The sequence below is a fragment of the Pleurocapsa sp. FMAR1 genome, from assembly GCF_963665995.1.
Taxonomy (GTDB): Bacteria; Cyanobacteriota; Cyanobacteriia; order Cyanobacteriales; family Xenococcaceae; genus Waterburya.
Map to the genome: position 1 here is coordinate 4,318,436 of NZ_OY762512.1, position 12,766 is coordinate 4,331,201.

Annotated in this window: 13 protein-coding genes and 1 pseudogene; 8 read left to right on the top strand and 6 right to left on the bottom strand. The window is 39.8% G+C overall.

Going from position 1 to position 12,766, the window contains the following annotated elements; genetic code table 11:
• Positions 1-6: 6 nt before the first annotated feature.
• The 6 genes from SLP02_RS21035 to rppB all read left to right on the top strand — a co-directional run bounded on the left by SLP02_RS21035 (position 7) and on the right by rppB (position 4,447).
• Positions 7-498, top strand: a complete 492-nt coding sequence (locus SLP02_RS21035) for a hypothetical protein (RefSeq protein ID WP_319422676.1) — start codon at positions 7-9, stop codon at positions 496-498.
• Between the two features lie 32 nt (positions 499-530).
• Positions 531-1,469, top strand: a complete 939-nt coding sequence (locus SLP02_RS21040; RefSeq protein ID WP_319422677.1) for a hypothetical protein — start codon at positions 531-533, stop codon at positions 1,467-1,469.
• Between the two features lie 235 nt (positions 1,470-1,704).
• Positions 1,705-1,929: a DUF433 domain-containing protein gene (locus SLP02_RS21045; protein WP_319422678.1), complete on the top strand. Its 225-nt coding sequence runs from the start codon at positions 1,705-1,707 to the stop codon at positions 1,927-1,929.
• Positions 1,926-2,267 (top strand): DUF5615 family PIN-like protein, encoded by a 342-nt coding sequence (locus tag SLP02_RS21050; protein WP_413467410.1) that lies wholly within the window; start codon positions 1,926-1,928, stop codon positions 2,265-2,267. The genes SLP02_RS21045 and SLP02_RS21050 overlap by 4 nt, the downstream gene beginning before the upstream one ends.
• 92 nt (positions 2,268-2,359) lie before the next feature.
• On the top strand, positions 2,360-3,052 hold the full coding sequence (gene rppA / locus SLP02_RS21055; protein WP_319422679.1) for a two-component system response regulator RppA: 693 nt from the start codon (positions 2,360-2,362) through the stop codon (positions 3,050-3,052).
• 27 nt (positions 3,053-3,079) lie between these two features.
• A complete protein-coding gene (rppB, locus tag SLP02_RS21060; protein WP_319422680.1) occupies positions 3,080-4,447 on the top strand; it encodes a two-component system sensor histidine kinase RppB in 1,368 nt (455 codons plus the stop codon).
• 174 nt (positions 4,448-4,621) lie between these two features.
• Here the strand turns inward: rppB and SLP02_RS21065 are convergent, their stop codons facing one another.
• Entirely contained in the window at positions 4,622-6,670 is a 2,049-nt protein-coding gene (locus SLP02_RS21065; RefSeq protein WP_319422681.1) for a heavy metal translocating P-type ATPase, read from the bottom strand.
• Between the two features lie 81 nt (positions 6,671-6,751).
• Between SLP02_RS21065 and SLP02_RS21070 the strand changes: the two genes are divergently transcribed.
• Positions 6,752-7,873, top strand: a complete 1,122-nt coding sequence (locus SLP02_RS21070; RefSeq protein WP_319422682.1) for a precorrin-8X methylmutase — start codon at positions 6,752-6,754, stop codon at positions 7,871-7,873.
• A 158-nt stretch (positions 7,874-8,031) separates the two neighbouring features.
• Here the strand turns inward: SLP02_RS21070 and SLP02_RS21075 are convergent, their stop codons facing one another.
• The 5 genes and pseudogenes from SLP02_RS21075 to SLP02_RS21095 form a co-directional block, all read right to left on the bottom strand.
• Complete coding sequence (locus SLP02_RS21075) at positions 8,032-8,379, bottom strand: four-helix bundle copper-binding protein (protein ID WP_319422683.1); 348 nt, start codon at positions 8,377-8,379, stop codon at positions 8,032-8,034.
• Between the two features lie 1,049 nt (positions 8,380-9,428).
• On the bottom strand, positions 9,429-9,779 hold the full coding sequence (locus SLP02_RS21080) for a cupredoxin domain-containing protein (protein ID WP_319422684.1): 351 nt from the start codon (positions 9,777-9,779) through the stop codon (positions 9,429-9,431).
• Positions 9,780-9,937: 158 nt separating this feature from the next.
• The gene (locus SLP02_RS21085) at positions 9,938-10,297 is read right to left on the bottom strand and encodes a transposase (RefSeq protein ID WP_319422685.1); all 360 of its coding nucleotides are present in this window, start codon (positions 10,295-10,297) and stop codon (positions 9,938-9,940) included.
• 4 nt (positions 10,298-10,301) lie between these two features.
• Positions 10,302-11,114 (bottom strand): ISL3 family transposase, encoded by an 813-nt coding sequence (locus SLP02_RS21090; protein ID WP_319423717.1) that lies wholly within the window; start codon positions 11,112-11,114, stop codon positions 10,302-10,304.
• A gap of 162 nt (positions 11,115-11,276) precedes the next feature.
• Positions 11,277-11,904, bottom strand: a pseudogene (locus SLP02_RS21095) (transposase); the annotation flags it as partial.
• A 453-nt stretch (positions 11,905-12,357) separates the two neighbouring features.
• On the opposite strand from SLP02_RS21095, the gene SLP02_RS21100 reads away from it, so the two are divergent.
• On the top strand, positions 12,358-12,678 hold the full coding sequence (locus SLP02_RS21100) for a metal-dependent hydrolase (protein ID WP_319422686.1): 321 nt from the start codon (positions 12,358-12,360) through the stop codon (positions 12,676-12,678).
• Positions 12,679-12,766: the final 88 nt, after the last annotated feature.

Genomic DNA, 12,766 nt, shown 5'->3' on the forward strand with positions numbered 1-12,766 from the left:
CAAATCATGAAAAAAATTAACACTATCCTGTTAGGTTTGAGTACCGCCAGCTTAATGTTTTTGGCTGCTTGTAATAATTCTAGTCCGACAAGTTCTACGCCAACTCCCATACCCAAACCTGAACCGACAACGGAAGCAAATCCCGAATCTACAACTGAAATTGCCACTGAAGACCATTCTCAGCCTGCTGCTGGCGGACAAGTTATCGAAGCAGGAAAATATCATTTAGAGTTTGTTCCCGAAGCTGAAGCCGATAAGTTTCACCTCGATTTCTATCTCCAGTCTGGGGACACTCACGAACCAGTTACCGATGCTCAAGTAACAGGTCAAATTCAGCTACCGTCGGGGGAACAAAAAAGCGTCGATTTTACCTATGACGCAGAGGGTGGACACTATACTGGCGTTCTGCCTACAGCAGAATCTGGTGCATATCAAGCCGTGATTCAGACAAATATCAATGGCGAAAAAGTTAATGGTCGTTTTGCTTTTAATAAATAGTTGAATTTTAAATTACATTACAGGAGTTTTCTATGAATCGTTTTATTCCTACTTTTCTATTTGCTTCGAGTTTATTCTTGTTTCAAGGTTGTTCCCTGCTTTCCAAAACTGCTGATGCTTCTGATCAAGAACAGCAATCAATGGAGCATCATGATATGAGCAATATGGATGAGGATAGTTCCCACCATGACATGAATAATATGAATATGGATGGTGAATCCACTCCAGGCAATTCCCATCATGATATGAGCAATATGCAAGAGGAGACAGTTAAAACCGAGACTGAAGCCAAGCTAACAGTACCAGATGCGATCGCACCAAATCAATCTTTTCCTCTAGCCATAAATATTCAAGATTCAGCAGGAAATCCTGTGAGTAATTTTGATATATCCTTAGAAAAGCGGATGCACTTAATTGTAGTTAGCGACGATCTCGAATTTTTTGCTCACATTCATCCCAAATATACCGATCAAGGACAATTTGATATTGAACCCAGCTTGCCAAAGGCAGGAAATTATACCCTCTTTAGTGACTATAAACCCGCAGGAGATGCCGAAAGAGTTTCTCTGATGCACCTATCAGTAGCGGGAACTAAAGAGGCTTCGGCAAAAATCGACAAAAGTTCAACTAAATCTTTTGGTAAGACCAAAGTTAGTTTTAGTACCGATAAAGAACAAATCAAAGCCAACGAACCACTTACTTTAAAGTTCGATATCCAAGATACAGCTACCAATACTCCCGTAAAAGACTTGCAACCCTACTTAGGAAAAACTGGACATTTAATCATTGTCAAGCAGTCAAATACTCTTACCAGTGAAGATTATATTCATGCCCACGCAACTGAAGGAACAGCTTTAGGTAAAGTTGATTTTGAAACTCAATTTCCCGAACCAGGAAAATACAAACTCTGGGGTCAATTTAACCGTAACGGCAAAATTATAACCGCCGATTTTTGGGTAAATGTGCTGTGATCTAAACTGGAGGATTCAAAGCCAAGGAAACACTACGAATAATTAATAGGCGATTACGCTACCGCGTACCCTACGGATCGCCATTCTCCAATTTATTCTGATTTAATAATCTCATGGCAATATAAGAAGTTGTAACCGAAATAGTCAGCGATCGCTTTTTTCTGCTTGCTAAGATATAACAACTCCGTTTTCCCAGGAATTTGATTATGATAATTATCATAATAAAGTGATAATTATGCTTGACCTACTCAAAAGAATTACAGTTAATCCCAAACAGTGTGGTGGTCGTCCTTGCATAAGAGGGATGAGAATTAGAGTGTCTGATGTTTTAGACCTTTTGGCAGCAGGACTAAGCTTTGAGAAAATTTTAGAAGAGATGCCAGATTTAGAAATGGATGACTTAAAAGCAGCTTTAGCCTATGCTTCTCGCAAGCTAAATCATCCTGTATTAATCCCCTGACAACGATTTGGATTGATGCTCATCTTTCACCTGCGATCGCTACTTGGATTAATAATACATTTGAAATTACGGCATTGGCATTACGCGATATTGGTTTAAGAGATGCCGAAGACTTGGAAATTTTTGCAGCAGCAAAAGCTCAAGAAGTCATTTTTCTGACTAAAGATAGCGATTTCGTAGATTTAGTCGATCGCTTGGATGCACCACCGAAGATTATTTGGTTAACTTGCGGAAATACATCAAATGCTAGGCTCAAAGAAATTTTGAGTGTTACGTTGATGAATGCTTTGGAGCTTTTAGAAACTGGAGAAAAGTTAGTAGAAATTAGTGGCGAATAATTAGAGCGATCGCCATTTTTCAATTCATTCTGATTTAATAATCTCATGGCAAGATAAGAAGTTGTAACCAAACAGATAGCTAAAAATAGCCAATGAGGATTTTGCTAGTTGAAGATGAACCAGATTTGGGGGCTGCGATTAAGCAGAGTTTGAACTACAGTAATCATGTCGTAGATTGGGCTTTAGACGGTCTTGATGCTTGGGAATATTTAGCAGACGAGCGATTGGAATATCATCTGGGAATTTTTGATTGGTTATTGCCTGGACTATCAGGTGTAGAGTTAATTAAACGGATTAGAAAACAGCAAAAACCTTTGCCTATATTGATGCTGACGGCTAGAGACAGGATGGAGGATAAAATAGCTGGCTTAGATGCAGGGGCAGATGATTATTTAGTGAAACCTTTTGATATGCCCGAATTGTTAGCAAGATTAAGAGCATTACAAAGAAGAACTCCTCAACTACAACCCCGACGATTACAGGTGGGTAAACTTAGCTTAAACTACGGTACTAATACATTTTGGCTTCGGGAAGAATCAGGAGAAAAACAGATGTTACTGACCAAGAAAGAGTTTCAGTTGTTAGAGTATTTTATGCAGCATCCCAATCAAATTGTTACCAGCGACCAGATTTTAGAACAACTGTGGGAATTTGGTGCAGAACCTCCTAGTAACGTTGTAGCTGCACAAATTAGTTTACTGCGACGCAAATTAACTAAATCTGGCTGCAATGATTTGATAGAAACTGTTTACGGATTGGGTTATCGTTTTCAACATCAAAGATAGTCTAAATTATTACAGCTAACATTTAACGTGAAGCAAGACAGACTTTTTTTGCGATCGCGCTGGCGACTAGCTAGCTGGTATGCAGGCATTATAAGCATAATTCTGCTAATTTGTGCCTTGGGAGTTTATGAAGCGACTGCCCATGCACATCGTATTAGCGTCAATCAAGAATTAGAATCTGTAGCGGGGACTCTTCACGACAGTCTTTTAGCCGTTCTTAAGCAACCAGGAAAACTCGAACCAGAAGTAAAGAATCTATTGCCCAATACTTGCATCGTCGGCACAGGCTGTTATAAAAGCGATTACGAAGTTAGTCGAAGACATCGCCTTCAGTCTCTTAGATTAGGCGTAATCGGGCAGGATAAGTATTATTTACGTCTGTTCAATTTGTCTCAAGATTTAGTAGCAGTAGCAGGGATGCAGCCTAAATTACCCCAGGTTTTTAACCATCAGCAGGGGTTAACTCTGACGGATGCTGATGGTGTTCGCTATCGGCAAATTTCATTTCTCTTGCATACTCAAAAAGCTCAAGATTGGGGTTATCTCCAAGTTGGTAGAAGTCTTCAAGATTTTGATACTTATGTTGCTAATGTCAGGTGGGTACTGTTGCTGGGAGTTCCCTTGGTATTGTTATTGGTAGTGGCTGCTAGCTGGTGGTTAGCAGAATTAGCTATACGCCCTATTTATCAATCATATCAACAAATGCAGCAGTTTACCGCCGATGCTGCCCACGAACTGAGAACTCCTTTGGCAGCTATTCAAGCAACGGCTCAATCTAATTTGATGCTGCCTAATCTATCTGAAGATAAAGCCAAAGATACTCTCAAAAGTATAGTGCGACAGAATAAGCGGTTATCTTATTTAGTAGCAGATTTATTAACTCTGTGCCGTATTGACGGCGAGATAAGCAGCAATACCTCTAATAAGAAGAGAGAAAAAGTTGCTTTGACAAACTTAATTATTGAAGTGGAAGAAGATTTAGCAGCCCTGGCGATAGCTTCAGAAATCGAACTCACTTCTCAAATTAGAGTATCTCAACCTATTAAGGTAATTTGCGATCGCCAATTACTTTATCGTTTAATTACTAATCTGGTAACGAATGCGATTCAATACACCCCAGCAGGAGGAAAAGTTACCTTAAGTCTTATCGAAGAACATCACGATGCAATAATTAGTGTCCGAGATACAGGTATTGGTATCACTAAAAAAGAACAAAAGCGCATCTTTGACCGTTTCTATCGTGTAGACAAAGCTCGTTCTAGAAGTAAAGGTGGTGCTGGATTAGGGCTGGCAATAGCTAAGGCGATCGCGCTAGCTCATAACGGCAGTCTTAATGTTCAAAGCGAAGTAGGTCAGGGAAGTACCTTTATAATTCGACTGCCTAAGTGTCATTAAAGCAAAGCGGTTAATAACTTTACTTGATTACAGGAATAGACATTCAAATAAAATAATAAGTATCATTATCAAATAAGTTAGTTTAAAGCTGTGTTAACTCAGTATTGTTGTCTGAATAAATAGACTGATAAGTTTTAGAGTCTAAAAAATGAATTTTCCCGACACAAAAGTATGTTACAGCAACAAACGTAAACCGCTCAAAATTACCAAAACCGTAGATCCTTCATGCCCAAATACCCCCAGAGGCATATTAATATTACCTGTAAAGTTAGCTATTAATAATAGGAAAATAAATGAAAGGGCAAAAGTAATATTTTGTTTAATGATGCGATTAGCACGACGACCCAGGCTAATTGCCTGAGCTAGTTTTTCTAGACGATTGCTCATCAAAATTAGATCGGCAGTTTCAATAGCGACATCATTTCCCGCACCACCCATAGCTATACCTACTGTTGCCATAGCAAGTGCAGGGGCATCGTTGATACCGTCTCCCACCATTGCCACGTTTTGATACTTTTGCTGTAGTTTTTGGATAGCCGTCAACTTATCTTCTGGCAGAAGTTCGGCATAAACTTCTTCTATACCCAGAGTTCGAGCAACACTATTAGCAGTACCTTTATTGTCTCCTGTGAGCAACACTACTTGTTCAATGCCCAGTTGTTTCAACTTCTTGATCGACGCTGCTGCTTCTGGTCGAATAGTGTCGGCAACGGCTATTAAGCCAATAACTTCTTGATGAAGTTGTTCATGGGGGAAACCCCCGCCCTCGACAGTTCCTTCAAGTCGGGGAATCCGCCCAACGGACTCACCTGCGGACGAAGCGTCCTTGGTCGCAAGACCACACTTCATCGCCCGTTGGGATTCAACCACCCAGATAACAGTTTTGCCCTCTTCTTCTAAATGTTTATTGGCATCGATAATTTTCTCATCTAAATCGCCAATTTCTTGCCGAACAAAAGCAGTTTTTCCTACTAGAATCGTCTTTCCTGCTACTTCACCGACAATTCCCAGACCTGGCTTTGCTTGGACATTACTAGCATCTTGTAGTTGCAGTTTTTTTAGCCTAGCTGCTTTGACAATTGCTTCACCGATAGGATGTTCGGAACGAGATTCTATGGCAGCAGCTAACTCCAATACCCGATCGCTCTTTTGTCCTTCTATGGGAATAACCTCTACTACCTCTAGTTTTCCCGTAGTTAGAGTACCAGTTTTATCAAAGGCGATCGCCTTAATTTTGCCGATTTTCTCTAATTGTCCCCCATTCTTAAACAAAATTCCTGCCCTAGCACCACGAGCAATTCCCGATAGCAGGGTAGGCATGATTGCAGCCATCAACGCGCAGGGAGAAGCTACGACTAAAAAGATTAAGGCTCGATAAATTGTCGTTTCCCAGTCCCAACCTAAAAGCAATGGCGGTAAAATTGCTAACAAAAGTCCTAGCAAGACAATAATTCGTGCATAACTCCGCTCGAATCGTTCGACAAATTGCTGCGACGGTGGAGTTTCAGTTTGGGCTTTTTCTACTAGCTGAATCACTCGCTGGATCAGACTACTTTCAGGCGATCGATCTACTTTTAATTTTAAAGCTCCATTTCCGTTAAGCGTACCTGCAAAAACTTCATCCCCGACCTGCTTATCAACAGGAATAGACTCTCCAGTAATTGATGCCTGGTTAACATTAGTCCAACCTTCTACAATCAGACCATCGACAGGAATTAATTCTCCTGGCTTTACTAAGACTAAATCTCCTATTTGTAATTTCGCGATCGCCATTTCTGCTGCTTCATTTCCTTGGAGGACTCTAGCGGTATTTGGCACAGTCGCCATCAGAGAACGAATATTTTGCTCTGTACGCCCCATGGCAAAGCTTTCTAAAGCCCCGCTAACAGCAAAGATCAGAATCAGCATTCCGCCATCGACGATTAAATAATAATCCTGTTGCCATAAACCTAAGATCGCTGCCCCTAAAGCTGCCACAATCATTAGTAGATCTACATCTAACTCTCTTTCTTGAAATAAAGTCGTCAATCCTTCTTTAGTGCTTTCATAACCGCCAATAACGTAAGCAGCAGGAAAAATGAACAGAGCAATACTAATCAAATCCCGATGAAGGCACAACCAACCGAGGAAAATGAGAATCGCACAGGCAGCAGCAGCTAAAGCATCTGGATGCTTTTGTAGAATTCCTTTGAATGAATATTTTGTTAAATATCTTTGAGCCATTAACTCGCACAATACTAATTACTTCAATTAAGATAAACCTTGACACTAATGTTAAGGTCAAGTGTATAGAGCAAAATTTTCATGTCTACTAAATACCTAACTATCAAAAAGCTGACGGAAAAAGTGGGAGGGGAGATAACGCCTCGCATGGTGCGTCATTATCATCAAATTGGCTTACTACCCGAAGCAATTAGATCGCCGAGCAATTACCGTCTCTATACCCAAAACCATGTTCAATATCTGCAACGGATTGTGGCACTCAAACAACAGGGATTTCAGCTAGAGCATATCCGCAAGCTACTAGAAAATGAACCAGATCGAGCAGCTACAGTTACGCTAATTGACCAACTACAGCAGCATTATCATGCGGTAATTCAACAAATAACTAGACTGCGACAAACCGCGTCTGCTTTAGAAAGAGTGTTAGGAGGCGATCGCGCCTGTCAAACTGTTCGAGCCGAGGCGATCGCCAAAATAAAGCTATTAAATGCCGATCAGATTAAATCATTTGAAGGTGACTTTGACCAAATGGATACTCTATGGAAAGCTCTTGATGCTTCGACACTGGCTCATCCAGAAAGATTTCCCGAATCCTTGGAAAATCTTTTACCAGATTTATCAGGGCGATCGGAAATTGAAGTCGATTTAATTTCTCAACTGGTGCTAGCCTGTGGAGATGTGAGCCTAGTGCATTTTCTGAGAGTAAGTAAGCAGGCAATCGCTGCTGCTCGTGAAGGATTAAAATCTGGCTGTCAGATTGTTACAGATGTTCGGGCAATTACGGCTGTTTTAGATCGTCCTCGGCTTGCCCATCTCGGATGTCATGTCGATACCTTGATTGATAATCCGCATATTATTAGTGTTGCCGAGGCGGAGCAAGAATTTTGGCAGAGTAAATCCTGGCAAGAAAAATTACTTCAGTTAAAACCTGGCTGTATTATAGTCGTCGGCTATGCTCCTTCTGTATTAGTAAGTATCTGTCAAGCAGTAAAAAATAGACAAATAAAGCCAGCTTTGGTCATTGGGATGCCCATTGGCTTTAGTCATGCTCCTGCTGCAAAGCGTTTGCTAATCGATTCTGGCGTGCCTTTTATTACTATTTCAGGAACTTTTGGCGGTGGTTTATTAGCAGGGACTACATTAAATGCGATCGCTCAATCGACAATCGAAAAGCCTAATTGTCACTGTTACCTCAAACAATAGATTTGAGAAAATTGGCGAAACTAATGATGTATAAATGACTTGAAAGAAGGTCTTATTTCAAGTCTGAACTCTCTAGTAAACTAGAGAGTCAAGATTGTATAATCGAATTTTTGACGTTGTACCTTTGCACTTCAGCAAGTAAGCACAACGTCTTATATTTATGCTGCTGCCATCTGACGACAAGATTCTGCACAACGACGACAGGACTCTGCACAGCGTTTACAGTGGTCACTACCATGACTTCCGCACTCTTCAGCACAGCGATCGCAAGCTTCAGCACATACGCCACACATTTGAGCGTGAATACCCGATTTACGCATCATCAAACGAGCGCAAAGACTGCAAGTATCAGAACAGTCACGGCATAATTCAATACACTTGGACATCATTTGCACCATATCGCTGTTGAGACAGGCAGTAGCGCAGTTCTCGCAGTCTTTTAGACAATCCAGACAAGCCTGAATACAAGATTCTAAATTGGATGATTGAGTTTGAGTAGCTGTCATAATTTTGCTTTCCTAATAATTAATCAAAACGAGTTTATTCGCCTTCAAGTTATAAATTACAAATAAACAAACCATCATTTCATCTAACCAAGGGAACAGTCTTGATTCATTGCTATTGACCTACTTAAATTTCATGCTGATTTAATATTTCTTTGTTAATAAAGCAGTAGCAGTTAGCATAAAAAAGCATTCTTTAATTAAAATCAAAAATATAAAAATCAATATTTCAATAGAAAAATAAGCTCTAATCTTTATAATGATTTGAGGAGAGAAATAGCGATCGCTTTCGGCAAATGGTAGATTCAAGATTAGTGTTGGCTGTAGCTCAGGAGATCGTCAAACCAAGAACCATTTGATAAAATAAATCAAACCGAATATTTAAATAACATCTTGATGAATATGCCCGATCTAAAATATATATCCGATGAAAAAGGCGATGCCTAACGGCTAGCTTCGCAATCGGATTGCTGTAATTGTTCCAATTGAATTATGGGAAGAGTTAACAAGTGAGAATGATGCCGATGCAACGAAAGAGTTATTAAGTATTGCAGGTTTTGAGTCTGCTTTCAAAAAAGCAAATCGGCAAGTTAAAGAAGGAAAAACTAAAGATTTGCGTATGATTAGAGACGATGTATAAAGTTTGGTTATCTTGCTTAAGCTGAAAAAGTTTTTGCTAAAAGCGATAAAACTCTAGCTAAAAAATTAGCAAGATGCTTCAAAAACCTATAAAATAGTTCTCGTTCTCATTCCAACATCAAGCCATTAAAAGGTTCTTATTCTGGCTATTATCGCGCTTTGAGTGGGAGATTACCGAGTTGTTTATTCTATAGAAGATGAATTAGTTATAGTCAATGTAATTTTTATTGCTCATCGTCGTAAAATTTATGAATAATGCTAGATATTTTCTATTTTCAATGATTATTGCCAATTAATTGCGATCGCTCAGTGGGGTAGTATTGAAGTCGAGAGCCAATTCAATAGAGGCAGTATTTTTCCCGTTCGTCTACTACTATATAATTAACCATCGGTCATTATTTTTAGCCAATAAATCAACTTTCATCAGCTTCTGTTTTAATTACTCCTCGATACATATTCATCCCGCAGGTAAAGATATATTCACCTAGTTTTTTTGGTACGATTTCTATAGAATTAGTTTGATTGAGAGTCAAATCCAATGCTTTATTGAAGTCGGGTAATAATACCTGTTCTAGACAGCTACTAGGATCTTGACGATAAAAGTTTAATCTAACAGGTTCGCCAGCAGTTACTTCGATTCTGTCGAGTGTATAACCATCGTCTACCATAATATTAACCTCTTGAATCCCTTGTTTAGTTTGAGCTTTCTGGGATTTAGTTTTATTAAACATGAACCACCAAAGTTCTGCACCTATTAAGCCCAAACCACCTACAGCAACCGCTAGCTTTAAATCTATAGGCTATTCTATCTTCTGAAACTGGCTAATTTCCCTAGCCGAAGCAGGCATTGATTTTTATCTCTCTATTATTTTGGGGTCTTGCACACTTTTGGTGAACTCAAGAACTAGCGATCGCTAGCCTACTAGACAGGACACAAAAATCTTTTCTTGAGTAGTTCGTGACTGGCACGTCCATACATTTGCCTTTTTAACATCTTGAGTCGATTAACTTGTCCTTCTACTTGCCCATTGCTCCATTGATAAGTCACTCCATTTGTGACTGCATCTAAATCATCTTTTAGTTTGTTCGCAAAACCACTAATGGCTCTTATCTTACTTTCCTCGGCGTTTTTCAACCATTCTGCTAATTTATTTTGTTTCTTGGTGCGCGTTCCCTTGCGCCTGTCGGCGACGCGGGGTCGCACCGCTTTTCGACGAACTAAATCGGCAAAATCCATTGCTAAAGAAATTCCCGTATTAAGATCTGGATGTTGTTTTTTCAATAATTCAATGGCTTCCGTTTCGGCTTTGTTTTGGTTGAGCTACAACTTTTTGATCTTCAATAATCGGACAATTATTGGTCTCATCTTCCACATTCTTCAGTAATGTTCGGTGTTGATTCAACACTACTTCTAACATTTGAGCTAAATTTTGTAGTAAGTGGAAGCGGTCTGCTATTTGAATGGCTTCTGGACATCCTCTTGACGCTCCTTCTTTATAAGCTTTGGCTCTATCTCTGGAGATGATTTCAACCCCAGGATGCTCTTGTAGCCATTCGGCTAAAGTTGTAGCTGTGCGGTCAGATAACAAGTCTATTGGCTGACGAGTTTCCAAATCTACCAAAATAGTACCGTAGGTGTGGCGTTTACGATAAGCCCAGTCATCAACTCCTAAGACTTTTGGGACAGGGTGAGATGGTAATGGCATTTTCATTACTAACCTGAGTAGGGTTTGACGGCTAATTTTTACTCCTAAGTGTTGAGTCAAACGTGACCCTGGTAATCCTCCCTGTGCTAAACCTACTTTAATAAGTTGAATATTCAATCGCTCTGTTCGTCTCGCCCAAGGTGCTGCTATTTTGGGTAATCTCTGTGTGAAAATTCGACGCTCACAATTTGAGTTTGAACAAAATAATTTTCGGGTTGAAAGCTTCAAACAGACTTGATAGTTCCCCCAAGATACATCTAATAGCGATCGCTGATAATTACTATGAACAATATCGCTTGTTGAATTACAAATTGGACAAACTGCTTGTATATTCTGGGTTTTGACTTGTATTGTTAGTTTGTTTTCTGTCTCACTGATTGACCAAGATGTTATCTTGAGGCAAAAAAATCAGGTAGTAAATGTTGTAGTAAACGAGAATTGTTTAAGGGCTGGTTTTCTGACATAAATATAGCATTACGCATATACGTTAGGACATTTTTTGAAAGCTGTATCAACACATTCTCTAACAGTCTCAAATTCTTTAACTCTCTGCTTCATCTTTCCTTCTTTAAATGCAGCAATCCAACTTACTCTCTCATTTCTTTTACCAGATTTGAGTGCCTAACATCTTTCTCCTTTGGGGCTATAACCATAGGGATAATCGTCTCGGTTATCGAATCCTGCTTCATCCACATAAACTAGGTTATTTGCCTGTTGATGTTTTAGTTGCTCTTGAAATTCTTTTCTTTTCTCTTCATCTGTTTCTTGATACCCGTAAGTTTGTCTTGGTCAGCGTACATGCGGGCAAGCCCTTTGTCTTGCGCCTGTCGGCGACGCGGGGTCTGACCGCTTTTTTTCTGGTTATGCCTAACTTTTTAATTCCATCACTAATATTTTGCTGGGTAAGATTCTCTCCCCACAAATCTGCCATTTGCTGTTGTGTCTTATCTTTATGTTGTTTAACAAACTGTTTGAATCTCTCTAAATCCTGAATTTTTCGCTCTTCTCTGGTAAGACGCTCGGCGACCGCTTTAAAGTCTCCTGTTTCTTGTTCTCTTTTCAGCCATAGGTCTAAGGTGTTACGGCTTATTTTCATCAATCGACAAATAGTTCTCTTCTTTTCACCTCTAGAACAGGCATCTACGGCTTTTTTTCTTAAATCGTAGCTATAGGGAGCAGGCATTATTTTTCGGTTTTGGCGAGCGCTTTTATTTTAGCTAATTTTGTCCTAACCTAGCCACGTATTGCTATATCGATGAGTCACAGCGGTGGACTGATTACTGTAGTGACTTAGCTGTTGGACTTCAAAAGCATTTAGCTGACAAGCTGTGTTTAGACTTAGGCATAGAATTAGTAAAGTTACCTTCCACTTTGGAAAATTGTTTTTCTCTAGTTTAAGAAGAGACAGTTCATCTCGAATGTGGTCTCAACACCATCGGCCAAGATGTTCAAGGAATCGCTTTTTCTCAACAAATTTGGGCGACAGTAACTCGTTTTTTGAGTAAAAAAGAGCGTCAGACCGAAATTAATCCTAATCTATCTCTAGATGGTTTACAGGTAGGCGTTATAAAAAATACGACTACTGAAGAATTTGTTCAAACTAACTGGTAAAGTAACTCTACTTTTTCATCCGCTCATGATGTCCATTACTCACGCAGCGATCGCACTCTCTAGAACTTCCTTAATCCTTGGCACTGCTAGCCCTTTATCTTTAGGTTTAGCTATCCTCGGCTCACAGCTTGCCGACGTCAACACCACTACTAGCACCATTGGCGAAATCTTCTATCCGATTAGCTCTTGGATCGAGGATCGTTTTCCTCATCGTTCCATTACTCATTCTTGGCTGGCTACGGCGGGTATTACTGCGGTAGGTCTAGCTGTTAACTATTTCTTTCTACATGGCAACATAAAAGCTGCGATCGCCTTACCTTTAGGTCGTCTTAAGTGCCTGTTTTAGCGATACCTTCACCAAGCAAAGAGTACAGCTATTTTATCCCGAACCTGTCTGGGCTATTAGCGTATCAAATCCAAGACGCAGACTAAAG

Coding starts and splice junctions, on each gene's coding strand:
- SLP02_RS21035 (WP_319422676.1), top strand. CDS start 7: ATGAAAAAAATTAACACTATCCTGTTAGGTTTGAGTACCGCCAGCTTA.
- SLP02_RS21065 (WP_319422681.1), bottom strand. CDS start 6,670: ATGGCTCAAAGATATTTAACAAAATATTCATTCAAAGGAATTCTACAA.
- SLP02_RS21075 (WP_319422683.1), bottom strand. CDS start 8,379: ATGACAGCTACTCAAACTCAATCATCCAATTTAGAATCTTGTATTCAG.
- SLP02_RS21040 (WP_319422677.1), top strand. CDS start 531: ATGAATCGTTTTATTCCTACTTTTCTATTTGCTTCGAGTTTATTCTTG.
- SLP02_RS21045 (WP_319422678.1), top strand. CDS start 1,705: ATGCTTGACCTACTCAAAAGAATTACAGTTAATCCCAAACAGTGTGGT.
- SLP02_RS21100 (WP_319422686.1), top strand. CDS start 12,358: ATGATGTCCATTACTCACGCAGCGATCGCACTCTCTAGAACTTCCTTA.
- rppA (WP_319422679.1), top strand. CDS start 2,360: ATGAGGATTTTGCTAGTTGAAGATGAACCAGATTTGGGGGCTGCGATT.
- SLP02_RS21070 (WP_319422682.1), top strand. CDS start 6,752: ATGTCTACTAAATACCTAACTATCAAAAAGCTGACGGAAAAAGTGGGA.